At 74.7% G+C, this 21,311-nt stretch carries 16 protein-coding genes; 8 read left to right on the top strand and 8 right to left on the bottom strand.

All coding sequences use genetic code 11. The features are described from left to right. Positions 1–235: 235 nt before the first annotated feature. Positions 236–2,464: an NADP-dependent isocitrate dehydrogenase gene (locus QQS41_RS04605; protein ID WP_448851487.1), complete on the bottom strand. Its 2,229-nt coding sequence runs from the start codon at positions 2,462–2,464 to the stop codon at positions 236–238. A 434-nt stretch (positions 2,465–2,898) separates the two neighbouring features. Here QQS41_RS04605 and QQS41_RS04600 point away from each other — a divergent pair, with 434 nt between their 5' ends. Next, positions 2,899–3,459 (top strand): TM2 domain-containing protein, encoded by a 561-nt coding sequence (locus QQS41_RS04600; protein WP_448851486.1) that lies wholly within the window; start codon positions 2,899–2,901, stop codon positions 3,457–3,459. Positions 3,460–3,575: 116 nt separating this feature from the next. On the opposite strand, the gene QQS41_RS04595 is transcribed toward QQS41_RS04600, so the two are convergent. Further along, positions 3,576–5,162 carry a hypothetical protein gene (locus QQS41_RS04595; protein ID WP_448851485.1) on the bottom strand — a complete coding sequence of 529 codons (1,587 nt, stop codon included), beginning with the start codon at positions 5,160–5,162 and terminating at the stop codon, positions 3,576–3,578. A gap of 308 nt (positions 5,163–5,470) precedes the next feature. On the opposite strand from QQS41_RS04595, the gene QQS41_RS04590 reads away from it, so the two are divergent. After that, positions 5,471–6,703 (top strand): MFS transporter, encoded by a 1,233-nt coding sequence (locus QQS41_RS04590; RefSeq protein WP_448851484.1) that lies wholly within the window; start codon positions 5,471–5,473, stop codon positions 6,701–6,703. Between the two features lie 104 nt (positions 6,704–6,807). On the opposite strand, the gene QQS41_RS04585 is transcribed toward QQS41_RS04590, so the two are convergent. Continuing rightward, positions 6,808–7,725 carry a siderophore-interacting protein gene (locus QQS41_RS04585; protein WP_448851483.1) on the bottom strand — a complete coding sequence of 306 codons (918 nt, stop codon included), beginning with the start codon at positions 7,723–7,725 and terminating at the stop codon, positions 6,808–6,810. Positions 7,726–7,920: 195 nt separating this feature from the next. Here QQS41_RS04585 and QQS41_RS04580 point away from each other — a divergent pair, with 195 nt between their 5' ends. Beyond that, positions 7,921–8,877 carry an exodeoxyribonuclease III gene (locus QQS41_RS04580; protein ID WP_448851482.1) on the top strand — a complete coding sequence of 319 codons (957 nt, stop codon included), beginning with the start codon at positions 7,921–7,923 and terminating at the stop codon, positions 8,875–8,877. Between the two features lie 87 nt (positions 8,878–8,964). On the opposite strand, the gene QQS41_RS04575 is transcribed toward QQS41_RS04580, so the two are convergent. Next, positions 8,965–11,682 carry a DUF6541 family protein gene (locus QQS41_RS04575; protein WP_448851481.1) on the bottom strand — a complete coding sequence of 906 codons (2,718 nt, stop codon included), beginning with the start codon at positions 11,680–11,682 and terminating at the stop codon, positions 8,965–8,967. Between the two features lie 241 nt (positions 11,683–11,923). On the opposite strand from QQS41_RS04575, the gene QQS41_RS04570 reads away from it, so the two are divergent. From QQS41_RS04570 to yhjD, 3 genes are all read left to right on the top strand, one after another. Next, the gene (locus QQS41_RS04570; protein WP_448851480.1) at positions 11,924–12,406 is read left to right on the top strand and encodes a hypothetical protein; all 483 of its coding nucleotides are present in this window, start codon (positions 11,924–11,926) and stop codon (positions 12,404–12,406) included. Between the two features lie 128 nt (positions 12,407–12,534). Continuing rightward, entirely contained in the window at positions 12,535–13,593 is a 1,059-nt protein-coding gene (gene trpS, locus QQS41_RS04565) for a tryptophan--tRNA ligase (RefSeq protein ID WP_448851479.1), read from the top strand. A 162-nt stretch (positions 13,594–13,755) separates the two neighbouring features. After that, on the top strand, positions 13,756–14,769 hold the full coding sequence (gene yhjD / locus QQS41_RS04560) for an inner membrane protein YhjD (RefSeq protein ID WP_448851478.1): 1,014 nt from the start codon (positions 13,756–13,758) through the stop codon (positions 14,767–14,769). Positions 14,770–14,915: 146 nt separating this feature from the next. Here the strand turns inward: yhjD and QQS41_RS04555 are convergent, their stop codons facing one another. Next, positions 14,916–16,304, bottom strand: a complete 1,389-nt coding sequence (locus QQS41_RS04555; protein WP_448851477.1) for a serine hydrolase — start codon at positions 16,302–16,304, stop codon at positions 14,916–14,918. An 87-nt stretch (positions 16,305–16,391) separates the two neighbouring features. Between QQS41_RS04555 and QQS41_RS04550 the strand changes: the two genes are divergently transcribed. Beyond that, positions 16,392–17,573, top strand: a complete 1,182-nt coding sequence (locus QQS41_RS04550; RefSeq protein ID WP_448851476.1) for an adenosine deaminase — start codon at positions 16,392–16,394, stop codon at positions 17,571–17,573. Between the two features lie 169 nt (positions 17,574–17,742). Here the strand turns inward: QQS41_RS04550 and QQS41_RS04545 are convergent, their stop codons facing one another. From QQS41_RS04545 to QQS41_RS04535, 3 genes are all read right to left on the bottom strand, one after another. Next, complete coding sequence (locus QQS41_RS04545; RefSeq protein WP_448851475.1) at positions 17,743–18,990, bottom strand: hypothetical protein; 1,248 nt, start codon at positions 18,988–18,990, stop codon at positions 17,743–17,745. A gap of 82 nt (positions 18,991–19,072) precedes the next feature. Further along, on the bottom strand, positions 19,073–20,128 hold the full coding sequence (locus QQS41_RS04540; protein ID WP_448851474.1) for a C40 family peptidase: 1,056 nt from the start codon (positions 20,126–20,128) through the stop codon (positions 19,073–19,075). Continuing rightward, entirely contained in the window at positions 20,125–20,511 is a 387-nt protein-coding gene (locus QQS41_RS04535; RefSeq protein ID WP_448851473.1) for a hypothetical protein, read from the bottom strand. The genes QQS41_RS04540 and QQS41_RS04535 overlap by 4 nt, the downstream gene beginning before the upstream one ends. Positions 20,512–20,635: 124 nt before the next feature. Here QQS41_RS04535 and upp point away from each other — a divergent pair, with 124 nt between their 5' ends. Further along, positions 20,636–21,277 carry a uracil phosphoribosyltransferase gene (gene upp / locus QQS41_RS04530; protein ID WP_448851472.1) on the top strand — a complete coding sequence of 214 codons (642 nt, stop codon included), beginning with the start codon at positions 20,636–20,638 and terminating at the stop codon, positions 21,275–21,277. Positions 21,278–21,311: the final 34 nt, after the last annotated feature.

The raw sequence follows: 21,311 nt of genomic DNA, 5'->3' as shown, positions 1-21,311 counted from the left end.
AACAGCTCTGTCTACTGCAAGGGTTTCGCGTATCCCCGCCGCCCGATCCCGCCGCCGTGCCGTCCCCTCGTCCGTTGCGTGACGACGGCCGCCTCCCCGGCCGCGCGCCCCCGGAAAAGCGGCGTCCCCCGCACCGGTGTGGTGCGGGGGACGTCGTCACGCGCGGGGGAGACCCGCGCAGTCGCCGGGCGCCGCGCGCCGGCGGCGGGCCGTGCGCGCGGCGGGCGTCGTCACGCTACGGGCGCAGCGCGTCGATGATCTCGTTGAACTCGGCGGACGGGCGCATGACCGCGTCGGCCTTCGCGTCCTCCGGCAGGTAGTAGCCGCCGAGGTCCGCCGGGGAGCCCTGCGCGTCGAGCAGGGCCTGCGCGATGGACTCCTCCTTCTCCGCCAGCTTCTCGGCGACCGGGGCGAAGATCTTCTTCAGCTCCTCGTTCGCGTCCTGCTTCGCCAGCTCCTGCGCCCAGTACAGGGCCAGGTAGAAGTGCGAGCCGCGGTTGTCGATCTCGCCGACCTTGCGGGACGGGGACTTGTCGTTGTCCAGCAGGGTGGAGGTCGCGTCGTCCAGCGCGTCGGCCAGCACGGCGGCGCGGTCGTCGCCCTCGCCGGCGTCCTCGGCCGCGTAGCGCAGGGACTCGGCCAGGGCCAGGAACTCGCCCAGGGAATCCCAGCGGAGGTGGTTCTCCTCCTCGACCTGCTGGACGTGCTTCGGGGCGGAGCCGCCGGCGCCCGTCTCGAACAGGCCGCCGCCGGCCATCAGCGGCACGACGGACAGCATCTTCGCGGAGGTGCCCAGCTCCATGATCGGGAACAGGTCCGTCAGGTAGTCGCGCAGCACGTTGCCGGTGACGGAGATGGTGTCCTCGCCGCGGCGGATGCGCTCCAGGGAGAACTTGGTGGCCTCGACCGGATCCATGATGCGGATGTCCAGGCCCTCGGTGTCGTGCTCCTTCAGGTACTCCTCGACCTTCTTGATGAGGTTGAGGTCGTGGGCGCGGGAGCGGTCCAGCCAGAAGACGGCCGGGGCGCCGGTGGCGCGGGCGCGGGTGACGGCCAGCTTCACCCAGTCGCGGATCGGGGCGTCCTTGGTCTGGCAGGAGCGCCAGATGTCGCCGTTGTTGACCTGGTGCTCGATGAGCGTCTCGCCGGCGGAGTTGACGACGCGGATGACGCCGGACGCCGGGATCTGGAAGGTCTTGTCGTGGGAGCCGTACTCCTCGGCCTTCTGGGCCATCAGGCCGACGTTCGGGACGGAGCCCATCGTCGTCGGATCGAAGGCGCCGTTGGCGCGGCAGTCCTCGATGACCGCCTGGTACACGCCGGCGTAGGAGGAGTCCGGGATGACCGCGAGGGTGTCCTCCTCCTCGCCCTCCGGGCCCCAGCCCTTGCCGCCGTTGCGGATGAGGGCCGGCATGGAGGCGTCGACGATGACGTCGGACGGGACGTGCAGGTTGGTGACGCCCTTGTCGGAGTTGACCATGTACAGGCGCGGGCCCTCGTCCAGGTCCTTCTCGATCGCGGCCTTCACCTTGGCGGCGGTGTCGTCGTCCAGCTTGTGCAGGCCGTCGAGGATGACGCCGATGCCGTAGTCCGGGGTGAGGTTGACCTCGGCGAGGGCCTCCTCGAACTCCGGGTAGACGGACGGCAGGAAGGCCTTGACGACCTCGCCGAAGATCAGCGGGTCGGAGACCTTCATCATCGTGGCCTTCAGGTGCACGGAGAAGAGGACGTCCTCCTTCTTCGCCTTGCGGATCTGGGCCTTGAGGAAGGAGGCGAGGATGCGGGAGTTGATGCCCGTGCCGTCGATGACCTCGCCCTTGAGGACCGGCATGTCCTTCTTCAGCTCGATGATCTCGCCCTCGTCGGTCTCGAGGACGTAGGACAGCGTGTCGTCGGCCGGCATGATGACGGACTTCTCGTTGTGGCGGAAGTCGTTGGACGCCATCGTGGCGACGTTCGTCTTCGAGTCGGAGGACCACTCGCCCATGCGGTGCGGGTGCTTGCGGGCGAACTCCTTGACGGCCTTCGGGGCGCGGCGATCGGAGTTGCCCTCGCGCAGCACCGGGTTCACGGCGGAGCCCTTCACCTTGTCGAAGCGGGCGCGGTCGGCCTTCTCCTCGTCGGTGGACGGCTGGGAGAGGTACTTCGGGATGTCGTAGCCCTTGCCCTGCAGCTCGGCTACCGCGCGCTTGATCTGGGGTACGGACGCGGAGATGTTCGGCAGCTTGATGATGTTGGCGTGCGGCTCCTTCACCAGCTCGCCGAGCTCGGCGAGGGCGTCGTCGACCTTCTGCCCGTCCTCCAGGCGATCCGGGAACTGGGCCAGGATGCGGCCGGCCAGGGAGATGTCGCGGGTCTCGACGTCGACCCCCGCCTGGTTGGCGAACGCCTCGACGATCGGCTTCAGGGAGTACGTCGCCAGAAGCGGCGCCTCGTCGGTCTTCGTCCAGATGATGGTGGGCATGTAGTGGCTGCTCCCTCGATTCTCAGGATCTTCTGCGTAAACGTTCCCTCCACGATAACGCAGTTTTCCCGCCGTGACCGATGTGGCTAATTCCATTAAAAACATGCGGTGACCTGCATCACCGTCGCCTGTGAAGTCCCTCACCCGCAGGTCGGGGCGGCATGTGCGGGACGGCGATCGGGCCCCGTCCACGCCCTCGGGGGTGTGACGGGGGTGGCGGCGCGGGGGAGTGGTCGGGCGTCCCCGTCGTCACGCGGGGCGCGGTCGCCCGTCACGCGGGTGCGGTCGCCCCGCGTCGCAGCCCCCGGGCCCCTCCCATCTGGCCCGGCGGCGACGCCGATGACCCCGCCGTTTCCGCGGGCGGTGCACAGGGGAAAGGGTCTCGCCCCGGGCGTGATGCCCCTGTACGGTTCAAACGACGTTTGATTGTTCGGATGCGGAAGGAAAAGCGCGCGGCGATGACCTACTCCAACCAGGGCGGCCAGCAGGGCTGGGATCAGCAGGGCCAGGATTACGGCCAGCAGAGCTACGGGCAGCAGGACTACGGCCAGCAGAACTATGGCCAGCAGGGTTACGGGCAGCAGAGCTACGGGCAGCAGGGAGGCGGCGTGCAGCAGTACCAGGGCGGCTACCCGCAGCAGGGCTACCAGCAGGGTTACCCGCAGCAGGGCTACCAGCAGGGTTACCCGCAGCAGGGCTACCAGCAGGGTTACCCGCAGCAGGGCTACGCCCAGGGCGCCCCGAAGTCGAAGATCGCGGCCGCGCTGCTGGCCCTCTTCGTGGGGTCCTGGGGCATCCACAACTTCTACCTCGGCTACACCGGCCGCGGCATCGCCCAGCTCGTCATCTGGCTCCTCGGCGTCGTGACGTCCTTCATCCTCGTCGGCTTCGCACTGCTCATCGGCCTGGCCATCTGGGTCCTCGTCGAGTTCGTCATGCTGCTCGTCGGCGCGGGAACCTACGACCGGGACGCTCGGGGCATCCCGCTCCAATAGCCCGCCGCGGCCCCGGACCACGGGCCCGCGGACGAACGGGAAAGCCCCGGCCCATGCGGGCCGGGGCTTTCGTCATGCCCGGGGTGTCTGCGGCGCCCCGGTGGCGGGGAGGTGCGTCACCACGCCGGGCGGTCGGAGCCGCCCTGGTCGCCGGAGCCGGAGGACCAGCCGCCCTGCTGGTGCTGCTGCGGCTGCTGCGGCTGCCGGCCCCAACCCGACTGCGGCTGCTGCGGCTGCTGGCCCCAGCCCTGCTGCCCGCCCCAGCCCTGCTGCCCGCCCCAGCCCTGCTGCGGCTGGGGGGTCCAGCCCTGGTCCTGCGGCTGCTGCGGCGCCCAGCCCTGCTGCTGGTACGGCTGCTGGTTCTGCGCGCCGTTCCACTGCTGGTTCTGCTGATTCGGCTGGTTCGGCTGGCCCGGCCAGCCCTGCGCGGCCGGGGCGGGCTGCGGACGCTGCTTCACCGGGATCTCGTTGCCGGACAGCCAGGTGCGGGTGTCGGGCAGCACGGAGATCACGGCGGCCGCGGCGGCGGCGATGACGATCAGCATGAGGTAGAGGCGGATGACCGGCGCCGGGGTGGCGATGACGAGCACGAGGCCGGCCAGCGCGATGACGGCACCGGAGGCGGCGATGGTCCAGCCGGTCAACTCCTCGCGGCGCGACAGCAGCCGGGCCAGGAGCGCGATGCCGGCGAGCGCGACGAGGAGCGTGATCGCGGTCCACTGCGGGACGAAGACGGCGGCGAACAGCGCCGCGGCGTCGTCGGAGAAGTCCGAGAAGAAGTAGCCCGCGCTGCTGTCCTCCAGCTGCGAGGCGACGAAGGAGCGGGAGAACGCGGCGAAGAGCAGCCCGAGCACGCCGAGGGCCGGCAGGGCCGCCAGCGCGCCGGCGAGGGCCTTGATGATGCCGGGCCAGGACTTCGCCGCCGCCAGGGGCGAACCGTCGCCGGATCCGGCCTGCGGGGCAGGGGTGTCCTGCTGCGCGGCCCCTCCCTGCGGCTCCTGGCGGGGCTCCTGCTGCTGCGGGGTCTGCGCCTGCGGGACCTGCGGAGCCTGAGGGGCCTGGGCGACGCCGGAGCCCCCGCCCTCGCGGGCGCCGTCGTACGCGTCGGAGTGCTGCGGCTGCTCCGTCTTCCCGGCGGGCGGCGTGAACGACGGGGCCTGGCGGTCCTGCGGGCCGACGGCCGGGGCGGCGTCGGAGGCGCCCGCGCCCGCCGTCGCGCCCGCCGCGGCGCCTCCCGCGGCACCCGCCGCCGGGAACGCCTCCGTGGCGGCGTGGCGCGGGGAGTCGTCGCCGTGGCCGTCCGCGTCGCCGCGGACGGCCGTGTCCTCGCGGGACAGCGGCTGCGCGTCGCCGCGCGGGGCGTCCTCCCCGCGGGCGGAGGCGTCGGCGCCGCGGTCGGCGTCCGCACCGCCGCGCGGGGCCCAGCCGTCGGGGAACGAGCGGCGTCCGGCGTACTCGCGGAGGAGGGCGACCGTCATGTCCGGGGCGTCGGCGTCGTCGAGCCGGGCGTCGTAGCCGGGGCGGAGGCCGGCGTCGCCGAGGATGCTCTGGCCGATGAGCACCTTCTGGAAGTCGGCGCTGCGCTCCGGCACGCCCTGCGCGTTCAGCGTGCGCAGGCGGCCGAGCAGATCGCCGTTGATCGCCTCCGTGGACGCGTCCCGGTCGATGCCGAGGACGTCGTACAGGTTTGTGTGGTTGGCCACGTTCTGGTTCCCCTCGTCGGATCTGTGCGGTGTCGTTCCGCCCGGTCGGCGCCCTGCGGGGCCCGGGTTGCGTTCGCAAGCCTAACCCGCATCGGGATCGTGTTGTTGGCAGGTCCTCGGGGTGGGGGAGTAGTATCCCCGGGTCGCCCGGCCGGACCTGACCGGGCATGATCGGGCGCCCGGACCGGACCCGCAACCGGCGTCCCCGCGTCCCCGGAACGGGGCATCCGCACCCGCGAACCGCCCCGGACCCCGCCCGCCCCCCGGACCCCGCCCCGACCCGCCGACCGCCACGGAAGGGAACCGCCATGAACCTCGCCGCCCCCACCCGCCGCGCGCTGCCGCGCCAGGACGACGCGACGCGCCGCCGCCGCGCGCTGACCGTCCTGGCGCTGTCCATCGGCGCTTTCGGCATCGGCACCACCGAGTTCGTCGCGATGGGCCTGCTGCCCTACATCGCCGCCGACTTCGACGTCTCGGAGGCCGTCGCCGGCCAGGTCATCACGGCCTACGCCCTCGGCGTCGTCGTCGGCGCCCCGCTCATCACCGCGGTGACGGGCCGGGTGCCGCGCCGCCGGATGCTCCTGCTGCTCATGGCGGCGTTCACGCTCGGCAACGCGCTGACCGTATTCGCGGGCTCCCACGGGATGCTCATGGCGTCGCGCTTCATCGCGGGCCTGCCGCACGGCGCGTACTTCTCCGTCGCGGCGCTGGTGGCGGCGTCTCTGGCGGAGCCGGGCAAGCGCGGCCGCGCCGTCGCCCTGTCCGGCATGGGCCTGTCGGTCGCGACGGTCGCGGGCGTCCCGGCGGCGCAGGCGCTGGGCGCCCAGGTGGGGTGGCACGCGGCGTTCGTCTTCGTCGCCCTGGTCGGCGTCGTCACGCTCGTCGCGCTGTGGTTCACGGTGCCGCACATGGTGCGGATGCGCCCCACCTCGCCCCTGACGGAGCTGGGCGCGCTGGCGCGGCCGCAGGTGTGGTTCACCGTCGCGATGGGCACGGTCGGCTTCGGCGGCATGTTCGCCGTCTACACCTACATCTCCTGGACGATGACGGAGGTCGCGGGTTTCCCCGCGGATCTCATGTGGATCGTGCTGATGGCCTACGGCATCGGCATGGTGCTGGGCACCTACCTCGGCGGGTTCGTGGCGGACCGGAACCTGGAGTACGGCGTCCTCGGCTCCTTCATCGCCATCCTCGTCGCCCTGGTGGCGTTCCACTGGACGTCGCAGCACGCGGTGGCGGCCATCATCAACTTCGGGCTGGTGGGGCTGCTGGGCTCGACGCTGGTGCCGAACCTGCAGACCCGCCTCATGGACGTCGCGGGCGAGGCGCAGACGCTCGCCGCGGCGCTCAACCAGGCGGCGCTGAACATGGCGAACGCGGGCGGCGCGGCCATCGGCGGCGCCGTCATCGCCGCCGGCTTCGGTTACCGCGCCCCGTCGCTGGCGGGCGCGGCGATGGCGCTGACCGCCATCATCATCTGGTTCCCGGCGCATGCGCTGCTGGTGCGGTCGCAGCGGAAGCGCACGGAGCTCGCGTAGTCCGCGATCGAGCTTGACGACGCCCACCGCCCCGGCCCCGGTTCCCCCGGGCCGGGGCGGTTCCCGCATGGCCCGGCCGGCGGCGCGGCCGGCCGGGCGCGCGGTCAGGCCATCGGCGCGCCCTTGCGCCAGTAGCCCATGAAGGCGACGGAGGACCGGGGCAGGCCGCCGTCGGCGACGAGTCGGCGGCGCAGCCCGACGACCACCGACGACTCGCCGGCGATCCAGTAGTAGCGGCCCGAGTTGACCTCCTCGGGGACGTCCCACGTCGGGCGGTCCAGGGGAGCGGCGTCGGCGGCGTCGCGGCCGACGGTGGCGGCGTCGTCCAGCGGCAGGCCCGCCTGCTCCAGCAGCGCGGAGGCCATGAGGGTGCCGTAGGGCGCGCCGTCGCGCGGCAGCCACCGCACCTCGGCGCCGTCCGGGGCGTCGATGGCGGGGACGTCGGCGGACGTCGGCGTCTCGATGAAGGCGGCGGCGCGGGCGCCGGGGGCGACCTCCGGCAGGTCCTCGAGGATGCGGGCGATGGCGGGTGCGGCCGTCTCGTCGCCCGCGAGGACGATCTCCGTCGCCGCGCCGGGCCTGAAGGCCTGCCCCGGGTTGGGGCCGGTACCGCGCTCGGGGCCGAGGACGCCGACGACGTCGCCCGGCCGCACCGACGCGGCCCACGCGGCGGCGGGGCCCGAGGTGCCGTCCTCGTCGACGTGCAGCACGACGTCGACGTCCCACTCCGTCGTGTCCTCTCCCAGCTCCTGGCGGCGGATGGAGTAGGTGCGCATCGCGCCGCGCTCCGACTCGTCGATGGCGGTCCACTCGCGGTACCAGTCCGGGCCGTCGCCCGGCCGGATCCAGCGGCCCGTGCCCGGGTCGGGGACGATGAGCTTGAAGCGCTGGTCCAGCACCGGGCAGGCCAGACCCAGCTCCGCCATGCCGGGGCCGCCGAGGCGGACGCGGGCGAACGCGGGGGTGGGCCGGCTGACGGACAGGACCTCCGCCGTCACCGCGCGGTATCCGGCCTTGGCCATGGGGTGCTCCTCCTCGTCGAATCGGCGCGCCTTTTCGGCATTAGGTGAGCCGACCCTAGCATCCGGGGCGGGTGCGGCCCGGGCCCGGGGCCGCCCCGACGTCGTCGCCGCACCGCCGCGGCGCCCTCCTACGCGCCGCCTGCGGCGCCTCCCCGGCGGCGGCCGGGCGCGGCCGCTGAAGTAGGCTGGACCGCCATGAGCCTGACCATCGCCACCGTCAACGTCAACGGAATCCGCGCCGCCGTCAAGGAGCGCAGCGAGGCCAACCGGGGCATGCTCCCGTGGCTGGAGGAGACCGACGCGGACGTCGTGCTCCTGCAGGAGGTCCGCGCCACCGCCGCCCAGGCGGAGAAGGCCCTCGCCCCGGCCATCGACGCCGGCTGGCACTGGATCGGCGCCGAGAACGAGCTGGCCAAGGGCCGCGCCGGCGTCGGCATCCTCTCCCGCGCGGAGCTGACCGACGTGGAGGTGGGCTTCGGCTCCGAGGAGTTCGCGCAGGCGGGCCGCTACATCTCCGCGACGCTGCCGGCGGCGGCCTCCGGCATCGCGGAGGACGTCCGCATCGCCAGCCTCTACCTGCCGTCGGGCGCGGCCCTGTCGGAGAAGCAGGACGAGAAGTACCGCTTCCTCGACGCCTTCTCCGGCCACCTCGCCGCCCTGGGTGCGGAGGGCCGCGACGGCCGCCACGCCGTCATCGGCGGCGACTGGAACATCTGCCACCGCGAGCAGGACCTGAGGAACTGGCGCACCAACCGCCGCAAGTCCGGCTTCCTGCCCCAGGAGCGCGCCTGGATGGACTCCGTCTTCGGCGTCTTCCCCGACGACGCCCCGCAGGACAGCCGCGTCAACGCCACCGAGCGGGAGCTGGAGTCCGGCGCCTTCACCGACGGCTCCTCCTGGACCCCGCCGGAGCCGGCCGACGATCCGGTGTGGTTCGACGCCGTCCGCCGCCTCGCCCCGGGCGAGGACGGCCCGTGGTCGTGGTGGACCTACCGCGGCCAGGCCTTCGACACCGACGCGGGGTGGCGCATCGACTACCAGGCCGTCACCGCCCCGATGCTGGAGCGGGCGACGGCGCAGCGCGTCGACAAGCCCGCGGCCTACGACCTGCGGTGGACCGACCACGCCCCCGTCGTCGTCACGTACCGCTGACGAAGTACGCGGGCGCGGCCGGCGGTCCCCTCCGCCGGCCGCGCCCGCGTTTCGCGTGACGACGGCGACCGCCCCGCGGCGGCGCCCCTAGCGCTGCCGCAGCATCGACGCGACGCCGTCGGCGATCGCGGCCCCGATGGCGTCCGCGCCGCCGTCCTCGTCGAACGCGCCCGCCGCCCAGCCGAGGTCGACGACCGCCGCCGGCGACGCCGACGGCCCCGGCGCCCGCGCAGGCAGCAGCCCGGAGCGGGCCGGGCCGACCTCCGGCTCGAGGTTCCGGAACACCAGGGCATCGCGCAGGCCCGCCGCCAGCAGCAGCGACCCGCGGTCCGCGCCGGTCAGGGCCTGCATCGCCGCCGCGTCGTCCGGGTCCCCGGGCAGCGGCGCGGTGACGCGGAAGCCGGCGTCCCGGTCGGAGCCGCCGCCGCGCGGGCCCGGCCCCTCGCCGGGGCGCACGCACAGGGTGAGGTCGGCGTCGACGCCGCCCGCGGACTGGTCGGGTGCGGCGGCTGCTGCGCCGGCGTTCCCGGCACCGGCCCCCGCGGCCGCCGCCGGATCCGCGCCGTCCAGCACGACCGCGCCGCGGCGCTCCAGCTCCGCGCGCACGACCCGGGAGGCCTCCGCCGCGGCGCGGCCGGCCTCCGACACCTCCCCGGCGTCGGCGTCGCCCGGCTCGCACGCCCCGGCGACCGTCAGCCGCACCACGGCCCCGGCCAGCGGGTCGGCCTCGCCCGGCGGCGCGATGATCGGCTGCCGCGGCGGCGTCCACGCCGGCGACGGCGCCGACGGCGGATGCGGCGACGCCGCCTTCAGCTCCTCCAGCTGCTCCGGCGTGAACCGCGCGTTCACCGCGAAGATCGTCGCCGGCTGGTCCTCGTAGATCGGGGTGAGCCCCGGAGCCCACCACGCCCACGACCGCGACGCGAGCGCCGCGCCCGCCGCGGACGACGCCGACGGCGGGGACACGAAGACGTAGGAGACGCCGAGCGCCGCCAGCGCCGCGTCGACCTCCGGGTCCACGCCCGCCAGGTCCACGTCCTGGATGGCCTTCCGCGACAGCGGCGCCGGCCCCTCCGGCCACGGGTAGTGGCGGAACACCGACTCCAGGCCCTCCGCGGCGTACATCCAGCCCGAGCCCTCCGCCGGGTTGTTCAGCACCACCGCGCGGTCGCCGCCCGGCAGCGACGCGAGCCACCGCCACGCCTCCCGGTCCTCCGGCGGCACCAGCCGATCCCCGCGCGCCCGCAGCACGGCATGCGCCGCGTCGGCGTGCGTGGCCCACAGCGCCGGGACCATCGCGACGGCCGCCGCGCAGGCCGCGGCCACGGCCGCCCGCACCCGCGCGCGGGCGGGGGAGGGGCCGCCCGGGGCGTCGTCACGCGACCCCGCGCGACGCGCGAGACGCGCGACCGCGGTGACCGCCGCACCCGCCGCGACGGCGGCGAGCGTCACCCGCAGCACGCCCATCGGCGCCTGCAGGCGGTAGGGCATGTCGTACCAGATGGTGCCCGCGCCGCGGACCCAGCCGCCCCACGGCTCCGGCCACCGCAGCTGCGCGTTGTCGCACACCACCGCCAGCACCGCGAACGCCGCCACCGGCCACGCCGCCCGCGGACGGCGCACCAGCAGAATCACCGCGCCCGCGGCGGCGAGCAGGGACAGGATGAGCGGCACCGGGCCGACCGAGGCCTCGCCCGCGACGTCCGTGCGGCCCGCCAGCGTCCAGACCACCGACGTCAGCCTGTCGACGTCCGCCTGGCCGTGGTAGCCGGCCACCGTCTCTCCCTTGCCCATCGCCGACAGCAGCATCGGCGCCATCAGCGCCCCCGCCGCCGCGCCGATGACCGCCAGCCGGCCGAGGCGGCGCCACGACGGGCGCAGCAGCAGCCACAGCGCCGCGCACAGGGCGGCGGCGACGCCGGTCGACGGATGCGCCGTCGCCACGCCGACCAGCGCCATCGCCGCGACGGTCCACGGACCGCGCATCGTCGCCGCCAGCGCCGCCGGCAGCATCGCCACCGACAGCAGGTACGGCAGCGACCCGGTGCCCAGCAGCGTCACCGTGATCTCCGGGGCCAGCACCGACGCCACCGCCGCGGCCGGGGCGGCGGCCGGCGCCCACCGGCGGCCCGCCACCCGCCACGCCAGCCACGCGCAGCCCGCCGGCAGCGCCACCATCGGCGCGAGCAGCCCGAAGACGTTGACGACGGTCAGCGGATCCGCCGGGACCAGCGACGCCAGGGCGTGCCAGCCGGCGGGGTAGAAGGACTCCGCCAGCGTCTCCCGGTTCATCATCTCGCCCATGCGGGTCGACGACACGACGCCCTCGTCCCGCGCGAACCGCAGCACGTTCGCGTGCCACTGCGCGTCCCACGTCTCCCACAGGTTCCCCGCCCCGCCCGGCAGCTGCCGCAGCTGCGCCAGCACCCGGGCGCCGGCGGCCACGGAGACCGCCGCCGCGACGACGGCCGCCGGGATCGCGGCGGGGTCGACGCGGCGGGCGGGGCGGCCGGGGCCGGTGCCCGTTCCCCCGCGCCGGGCGCGCGCCGCGCCCAGGCCCGCGCCCGCCAGGCGCACGACCAGGGCGACGGCGACGGCGGCGGCCAGCCCGGCCACCGCAGGGAGCGGGCCCCAGGGCACGTCGAGCGTCCCGCACAGCCACCCGGTCCAGCCCGCGACGCCCACCGACACCGGGGCGGCGGCCGCCAGCGCCGGCAGCGGCCGCATGCCCGCCGCCAGCGCCACGAGGGCGCCGGGGACGAGGAGCAGCAGGACGGTCGCGGCGATCGCCGCGGCGGCCGTCATCGCCGGCCCCGCGGACCGCGGTGGGGCGCGCGCCGGGTCGGGGACGGTGCGTCGTGGTTGTCCATGCCCGCATCGTCGCACGCTCCGGGCGGCATTCCGTGCGCGACGCGGCGGGGCCGGACGCGACGTGCCCCACACCCGTGGGGGCATCCGGCGGGCGAATCGGATCCGGCGCCGCCCGGCGGTAGGGTGGTTGACGATCGCACGGACCGGCGACGACACGACCGAAGGGAGGCCGGGGATGATGGACGACCGCGACAACCGCGTCGACCGCGGCCACGGGGCGCCCGGCGCCGGGGACGCCCCGGACGACCATGGCGCGCGCGGATCCCGCGGCGACGCGCACGGGCACGGCGAGGCGGACCTCGAGCAGCTCCGCCGGCTGGACCGCGCGCTGGAGGGCGGCCAGACGGGCCACGACGTCGCCGGGATCATCATCGCGGCGGTGCTCATCGCCGTGCTGATCTGGACCGTCGTCTACGGCTGGGCCTGGTGGCTGGGCGTGCTGTGCGTCGCCGGCCTCGGCGTCCTCGCCTGGCGCGCCCGGCGCCGCCGCCCGCCGGTGGCCCCGCTGGAGCTCACCGCCGCCGAGCGCGAGCGCGTCCGCCGCGTCCTCGACGAGCACGGCGTCCGCCCGGCCGTCGCCCTCGTCCGCGCCCTCTACCCGGGCGAGCCGACGTCGGCCGCCGTGAAGACGGTGCGGCTCATCGCCGACCGCGGCTGACGCCCCGGGCCGCGCGCCGCCGCGCCGCCGCGCCGCGCATCATCGCCGCGCCGCCGCGGCCGCATCACCGCCCGCCCGCCGCGGCCCCGCCGGGCGGCCCCCGCTCCGCCGGGTCTACGATGACCCCCATGAGCGAGACGCAGGCCACCCCCGGCACCCCGACCGCCCCCGAGCGCCGCCAGCGCGTGCTGTCCGGCATCCAGCCCACGGCGGACTCCTACCACCTGGGCAATTACCTGGGCGCCGTCCGCCAGTGGATCGGCCTGCAGGAGGACTACGACGCCTTCTACTTCATCCCCGACATGCACGCCATCACGGTGGACCAGAACCCGAAGGAGCTGCGCGCCCGCACCATCGCCGGCTGCGCCCAGCTGCTCGCCCTGGGCATCGACCCGGAGCGCTCCGTCCTGTTCGTCCAGTCCCACGTGCCGGAGCACGCGGAGCTGGCGTGGGTGCTCAACTGCCTCACCGGCTTCGGCGAGGCCTCCCGCATGACCCAGTTCAAGGACAAGTCCCGCAAGCAGGGCGCCGACCACACCTCCGTCGGCCTGTTCACCTACCCGGTGCTCATGGCGGCGGACATCCTCCTGTACCGCCCGCAGCTCGTGCCGGTCGGCGAGGACCAGCGCCAGCACCTGGAGCTGACCCGCACCCTGGCGCAGCGCTTCAACTCCCGGTTCAAGAAGACGTTCGTCGTGCCGGAGGGCCACATCCTCGAGGGCTCCGCGAAGATCTACGACCTGCAGGACCCGACGTCGAAGATGTCGAAGTCCGGCTCCAACCCGAAGGGCATCGTCAACCTGCTGGACGACCCGAAGGTGTCGGCCAAGCGCATCAAGTCCGCGGTGACGGACAACGACGGCGAGATCCGCTTCGACCGCGAGGCGAAGCCGGGCGTCTCCAACCTGCTGGTCATCCAGTCGGCGCTCACGGACCGCCCGGTCGACGACATCGTCGCCGGCTACCAGGCCTCCGGCGCGGGCTACGGCCAGCTGAAGACCGACACCGCCGACGCCCTGGAGGCGTTCACCACCCCGCTGCGCGGCCGCTACGACGAGCTGATGTCGGACCGCGCCGAGCTGGAGCGCATCCTCGCCAACGGCGCGGAGCGCGCCCGCGAGGTCGCCTCCCGGACCCTCGAGCAGGTCTACGAGCGCGTCGGCTTCCTCCGCGGCCAGGCCCGCTGACGCGGCGGGGCGATCGCCCGCCCCGCACCCGCGGCCAACCCCGTCGCGCAACCCGCGACGACGGCGGCGACGCACCAGGTCATCCCGGTGCGCCGCCGCCGTCCCCGTGGTTTAGGGTTAGCTCCGTAACACCCGACCGCACGACGCCGCAAAGGAGCGCACGTGGCCACCTCCACCTCCCCGGATCCGGATCTCACCGACCGCTACGGGATCGAACGGGTCCGCGAGGACGACCCGACCTTCCTGGACAAGCTCCGCGCGAAGTGGGGCTGGTTCGACCACCTCATGCGCATGCAGGAGCGGTACGGCCAGGAGGGCGGCAACCACTTCGCGGCGGGCGTCACCTACTTTTCGGTGCTGTCGATGTTCCCGCTCATCATGGTGGTCTTCGCGTCGGCGGCTCTGGTGCTGCGCGGCAACGAGGATCTGCTGAACAAGCTGCAGGACGCCATCGCCGGCAACCTGTCGGGCGAGATGGGCGAGACCATCAACACGGTCATCGAGGGCGCCATCGATCAGGCCGGCGGCGTGTTCACCATCGGTTTCGTCACCGCCCTGTGGTCCGGCCTGGCGTGGATGGGCAACCTCCGCGCCGCGCTGACGGCCCTGTGGAAGCGCCCGATCGTGGCGGACAACTTCGTGCTGGGCAAGCTGCGCGACCTCATCCGCCTCATCGGCCTGCTGGTCATGCTCATCGTCACCTTCGCGGTCACGGCGGTCGGCTCCTCGGGCCTGACGACGACGCTCATCGAGATGGCCGGCCTGGACAACGTCCCGGGCATCGGCGTGCTGACCAGCCTGGTCGCCATCCTCATCGGCCTCGTCGCCAACTGGCTGCTGTTCTTCTGGATGCTGTACTCGCTGCCGCGCGGCTCGGTGCCGGCGAAGTCGGTGATGAAGGGCGCGGTCATCGGCGCCATCGGCATGGAGGTCGTCAAGCAGCTCGGTAGCGTGTTCTTCTCCAACGCGCTGTCGAACCCGGCGGGCGCGGTCTTCGGCCCGATCATCGGCCTCATGGTCGTCTTCTACCTCATCTGGCGCATCACGATGTACGCCACCGCCTGGTCGGCCACCACCCCGGAGGCCCTGGATCAGGAGCAGCCGGAGGCCCCGGCCCCGGCCATCATCAACATCCGCGGCGAGGCGTCGCGCCGCCGCGGCCTGCTGCGCCGCTAGGCCCGCGCACGCGACGGGGCCGGCCCGGACACCGCGATGGTGCCCGGGCCGGCCGCTTTTTTGCGCGTCCTCCCCGCATCCCCCGCGTGACGACGCGCCCCGCGCCGCGCGTGCCCCGGGTCCGCGTGCGGGACCCGGGTCGCCGGCTATCGCCGGCGGCGCTTGACGACGAGCACCGCCGCGGCCACGGCGCACACCGCGAGGAGGGCGACGCCGGCGGCGGTGGCCCAGCCCGCCCCGACGGCCTCGCCGAGGTCGGGGAGCACGCCGTCGTCCGCGCCCTCCGGGGCGCCGTCGCCGGCGGCGCCCTCGTCGAGGTTCCCGACGGAGGAGCCGGCGGCCGTCGCGAAGCCCGCGTCGAGCAGCCGCCACGACTCCTCCCACGGCCGCAGCTCGGCGGCGGGGGAGTCGAGGACGATGGTCACCAGCGTCCGGCCGTTCTGCTCGGCGACGCCGGCGAAGGTGTGGCGGGCGTCGTCGGTGAAGCCGGTCTTGCCGCCGAGGGCCCCGGGGTAGCCGTGGATGAGCAGCCCGTTGTCGTTGGAGGTGGCGAAGCGCTCGCCCTCGACGTTGGTCGGCAGCTCCGCCAGCCGCGTCGAGGCGAGGCGCCGGAACTCCGGGTCCTCGAACGCCCTCCGGTAGAACACGGCCATGTCGAAGGCGCTGGTGGACTGGCCGGGGGCGTCGAGGCCGTCGTAGTTGCCGATGCGCGTGTCCGTCGCGCCGAGCTCCGCGGCCAGGTCGTTGACCTTCCGCAGCGTCTCCTCCGGCCCGCCGAGCTCGCGGGACAGGGCGTTGGCGGCGTCGTTGCCGGAGTTCATCAGCAGCCCGAGCAGCAGCTCCTCGACCGTGAAGGTCGCCCCGGCCTGGATGCCGACGCGGGAGCCCTCGATGGACTCGTCCTCCTCGGTCGTCTCGACCTTCCGGTCCAGCGGCAGGTCGCGGAAGGCGACCATCGCCAGCAGCACCTTCGCGATGGACGCCGGGCGGTACCGGCCGTGCGGGTCCTTCGCGGCCAGCACCTCGCCGGTGGCGGCGTCGGCGACGATCCAGGAGGAGGCGCCGATGCCCTCCGGCACGGCGAAGCCGTCGGCGGCGACGACGCCGCATTCGCCCATCCGCTCTCCGCCGGCCGGATGCTCGGGCACGGGCAGCGGCTCCGGCTCGTCGTCGGGGGAGGGAGCCTCCGTCTCGGTCACGGCGCCCGGGGTGACGGAGCGGAACGGGCAGCCGGAGGTGTCGCGGACGACGGCCCAGTCGACGGCGGCCGCGTCCGGGTCGGCCGGGTCCACCTCGATGCCCGGCTCCTCCGATGCCGCGGCGGGGTCCGTCGCAACGCCCTCCTGCGGCCCACCCTCCTGCCCGGTGCCCTCCTGGGCGACCCCCTCCTGCGCTTGCTGCGCGACGCCGGCCCGCCCGGGCGGCGCGCCCTCCTGCGCCACGGCGGCGGGCGCCGCGGTGCACGTCAGCGCGGCGAGGTAGGCGGAGAGTGCGCCGGCGGCGGCGCGGCGGTGGATGCTCGTGTTCCGGATCACGGCGCCCATGGTGGCAAACTTTCGCGGCGATAGGAGGAGCCGCGCCGGTTCCGCGCCGTCGCACCAGGTGGGCTAGGGTTACGCCCTATGCACAACCCCGCGGATTACGAAGCCGAGCCGAAGAACGTCGACCCCGGCGTCGTCGCCGGGCTGCCGAAGGTCGTCCTCAACGACCGCATCGACGGCGGCCTGCGCCCGGCGACGCTGGTGGAGCTGGCGGCGGAGGCCGGGCACGAGCTGCCGACGCCGGACCCGCGCGAGCTGGCGGCGTGGTTCGTCGCCGCGTCGGGCTCCGGCAGCGCGAAGCAGTACCGGGCGGCGTTCGACCACGTGGCCGCGGTGCTGCAGACGGCGGAGAACATCACCCGCGCGACCCGCGAGGCGGTGGAGGACCTGGCGGACGACAACGTCGTCTACGCCGAGCTGCGCATCGCGCCGGAGCTGCACGTCCGCGGCGGCCTGTCGATGCAGGACGTCGTCGACGCGGCGGTGGAGGGCTGCCGCCTCGGCGAGCGCGCCGCCGCGGACGCGGGCCACGACATCACGGTGCGGCTGCTGCTCGCCGCGATGTGCCAGTCGGATCCGGATCTGGTGGAGGAGGTCGCCGACCTCGTCGCCGACAACGTGCCGGAGAACGCCGACCACCCGTACGTCGTCGGCTTCGACCTGGCGGGGGAGGAGGACGGCTGCTCGTCGTTCCGCCACCACCAGGCGTTCGAGCGGCTGCGCCGGAAGCTGGTGCGCTCGACGGTCAACGCCGGCGAGTCCTCCGGGCCGGAGTCCATCCGCGAGGCGGTCATCGAGGGCGCCAACCGGCTGGGCCAGGCGACCCGCATCTACGAGGACTTCACGGCGAGCATCGACGGCATCGAGCTGCAGTTCCTGTCGGGCTACGTCCGCGATCAGCGCATCCCGCTGGAGGTGTGCATCTCCGCGAACGTGGCGTGCGGCGCGGTGGAGGACATCGCGGATCACCCGTTCCCGCTGCTCGACGACCTGGGCTTCACGTGCACGGTGAACACGGGCGCGCGCCTGCTGTGCGGCACGTCGATGACGCGGGAGCTGATGCTGCTGGTCGACAACTTCGACTACGGCTACACGGAGCTGTTCCAGCTGACGTGCAACGCCATCGAGAACGCGTTCGTCGATCTGCCGACGCGCGAGCGCATCCTCGACACGCTCATCTACCCGGACTACCTGGAGCTGACGGATCGGGACAACGACGGCGAGGTCGACCCGGACGACGTCATGGAGATGACGCTGAACTAGCGCGTGCGTGACGACGGGTCGAGGGCCCGGCGGGGGAGTCCCCCCGCCGGGCCCTCATGCGTTCCCGGCCCGCGGCGGCGGCGCGCCGCCGGGCGCGCGAACGGAATGCCCGCGGGCGCGCGGCCGCACCCGCGGCCCGCCGCCCGCGATCCCGGGCGTGCGGCGCCGGCTAGATGCGGGTGGTGAAGCGGGCGACCAGGCCCTGCTCGAGGCGCACCCAGCCGTCGGCCTCGTCGTCGAACGGCGGCACCGGCTCGTCGCGCTCGGAGTCGTCGAGCAGGTAGTTGAGCAGCCACGCGAGCTGCTGGTTGGAGGCGAGGACCTCGTTGACGGCGTCGTCGCCGGCCCAGTCGGCGGAGTCGGCGAGCAGCTCGTAGGCGCGGCCCAGCTGCTCCTCGTCGACCTCGTTCGGCCCGGCCTTGATGTCCTCGGCGATGCCGGTGAAGGAGTAGACGTTGTCCGGGTGGACGTCGACTTCCAGCTCGCCGGCGTTGGCGGCGGTGATGACCTCGTCCCAGGTGGACAGGGCGGTCATGTCGTGGTCGTCGTGCTCCAGCAGCCAGCGCACGAGGGCGCGGCCCTGGGAGAACGTGTGGATGGTGCCGTGGCGGCCCAGGAACACCGGGCGGCGGCCGAGGTAGCAGCGCAGCGTGTACAGGGTGCGGCCGGCGATGCTGATCTTGATCGGGTCGATGCCGGCGGACGCCCACACGGTGGAGTCGTACGGGTCGGCCTTCTCCGCGGCCTCCTTGTCGCGTTCGCGCTCCTCGGCGCGGGCCTTCGCCGCCTCCTCGCGGTCGGCGGCGACGCGCTTGGCGGCAGCGGCGAGATCGGCGGCCGCGGTCTTCTTCGCGCCCTCGTCGACGGCGGGGGCGTGGCCGTGCAGCTCGTCGAGCTCGTCGACGACGTCGTCCCAGTTGGCGACGATGACGCGGCCGATGGCGCTCCACTGCGCGGCGCCGGCGCCGTGGAAGTGGTCGGCGCCGCCGCCGACGGCGCCGAGCACCGAGTTGGTGGCGAACATGCGGTTGGCCTTCGGCAGGTCGCAGACGCCGGCGATGCCGCGGACCATCCCGAAGATGCGGTCGACGCGGGAGACGCGGTCGTGGTTGGCGTCGCCGGCGAGCAGCTCCGGCAGGCCGACGACGTCGAAGCGGTTCTTCGGCGACACGACCGCGGACTCCGGCAGGCGGCGCTCGAAGCGGCCCCACTCCGGGTGGTCGGTGAAGTCGTGCTTCTCCCCGGAGCGCAGGAACGCCAGGAGCTCCTCCGCGGAGTCGAAGAGGTAGACGTCGTCGCCGCGGCCGAGGATGGCCTGCCACTCGGCGTTGCCCTCGCGCCAGCCGGGCGCCCACAGGGTGTGGGCGGTACCGCCGGTCAGCTCCAGCTCGATGGGGACGATGCCCTGGCCTGCCATGGTTTCCTCGGCTTCCCTCTCGGTGACGATTACGTCAGGCGAGCCTACCCGGTGGCGGACGGCGGCGGGCCGCGCCGTGCCGCTATCCGGTCGGGCGGTAGTAGCCCTTGAACGGCATCCCGGCGTTGGTCTCCCGGACGGGGTTCACGGAGACGGGGTCGCCGGCCTCCACCATCATCCCGTCGCCGGTGACCATGGCGACGTGGCCGTCCCACACCACCAGGTCTCCGGGCAGCAGCTCGGCGCGGCTGACCCGCCGCCCGACCGCCTGCTCGGCCGCGGTGCGGGGGATGTCGACGCCGGCCTGACCGTAGGCCCAGTGCGTCAGACCGGAGCAGTCCAGGCCGACGCCCGGGGTGTTGCCGCCCCACTGGTAGGGCGTGCCGACGGCCGACAGCGCGTGCTCCACGGCCGCCGCGGCCTCCGGCGTCGGGGCGCCGGCGTCGGCGGCATCGGCGCCCCTGTCCGCGTCGGCTCCGCCGTCCGTGCCGTCCTCCGCGTCGCCTGCCGCGGCCCCCGCATCGTCGGAGGCCGCGTCCGGTCCGGCCCCGCCACCCGGGGCGACGGCTTCGGCGTTGCCGTCGCCCGCGGCGCCCGGCCTCTCCAGCGACGCCGGCCGGAGCCCGGAGGCGCCCAGCGGCGACGGCTCCCGGGGCACGTCGACCGGCCGCGCCGCGACCTCCTCCAGCCGCGCCGTCGGCCCCGCCAGCGAGGCCTCCAGTGCCACGAGGATGCGGGCGGCGTCGGCGACCGCGTCCGCCGAGGCCGTCGCCAGCGCCGCCGGGGCCGCGGGACCCGCCGCCAGCGCCGCGCCGGCCGCGGCCGCGAACGTCGTCAGCGTCTCCATCAGCTCGGCGGCGGCCCGGGCCAGCGCCGCCAGGCCCTCCGCCAGCGCCATCGCCGTGATCGCCGCGTCCCCGTCGACGATGCCCGCCGCCTCCGCGGCGCGGGCGAGGCTGCCGGCCGCGGCGCGCCCCGCCTCCCCGTCGAAGCCCCCGGCGACCGCGTCGGCGGCACCGCGCCACGGCCCGGCCGACCCGGCGACGACGGGCGCGAGGGCACCCAGCGCGCCGGGGAGCGCCCCCGCCGACCCTGCCAGCCGGGCGACGGCGACCGGCACGTCCGCCGCGGCGATCATCGCCGGCCCCCGTCCACCCCGGCGGCCGCGCCGGCGAGGCGGGCGAGCCCGCCCCCGAGCGCCGACTCCTCGCCGCCGACCGCCTCCAGCGTCGACTCCAGCGCTTGGCCGGCGGCGCCGGCGTACGATGCCAGCGCCCCGGACCGCTCCAGCTGCGCGGCCAGCGCGGCCGCCGCGGCGACCGCGAACCGGCCGATGCCCGCCACCGCCGGCGCCGCGGCTGCCGCGGTGCCCGCCGCATCCGCGAGCGCCGCGGCCGCGGGCCCCGGCACCTCCGCCCCGAGCCCCCTCAGCAGATCCGCGGCCCCCGACACCGCCGCCGGGTCCACGTCCAGCAGCCCGCCGTCCGGCAGGCCTCCCGTCAGTCCCCTCGGATGCTCCACGTGCACGTCCCTCCCCGTGTCCGCGGCCGGAGCCCCCTGCCCCGGCCGTCGCCCCATTAGACGCGCCCCGGCGCGGGGCGGTTCCCTCCGATGCCGGAGGCCCCGGCGCGGTAGCCTGATGGTCATGGAGATCACCATCGTCGACCACCCGCTGGCCGCCTCCCGGCTGACGATCATGCGCGACGCGCGCACCGACAACGTGGCCTTCCGGTCGGCGCTGGCCGACCTGGGCGCGATGCTCATCTACGAGGCCTCCCGCGACCTCGAGGTCGAGTCCTTCGACTGCGAGACCCCGGTCGCCACCGCCACCGGCCACCGCCTGGCCAACCCCCCGATCATCATCCCGATCATCCGCGCCGGCCTGGGCATGATCGACCCGGCCCTGTCGATGATCCCGGACGCGCAGGTCGGCTTCATCGGCCTCGCCCGCGACGAGGAGACGCACGAGCCGGTCCCGTACCTGGAGGCCCTGCCGCAGGACTTGTCCGGCCGCGAGATCCTGCTCGTCGACCCGATGCTCGCCACCGGCGGCTCCCTGCTGCACGCCCTGCGGCTGCTGGTCGACCGCGGCGCCGAGATGGTCACCTGCGTGTGCATGGTCTCGGCCCAGCCGGGCGTCGACGCCCTGGAGGAGTCCGGCCTGCCGGTGCGCCTGGTCACCGCGACCATCGACCCGTCGCTGAACGAGGACGCCTACATCGTCCCGGGCCTCGGCGACGCCGGCGACCGCCTGTACGGCCCGCGCAACATCGACCTGCACGGGTAGGCGGCGCCCCGCGGGGAGGGACGTGCAGCCGGTC

The sequence above is a fragment of the Corynebacterium sp. 335C genome (assembly GCF_053525695.1).
The sequence above is the reverse complement of the archived record's forward strand: the minus strand, read 5'-3'. Positions and strand labels throughout refer to the sequence as shown.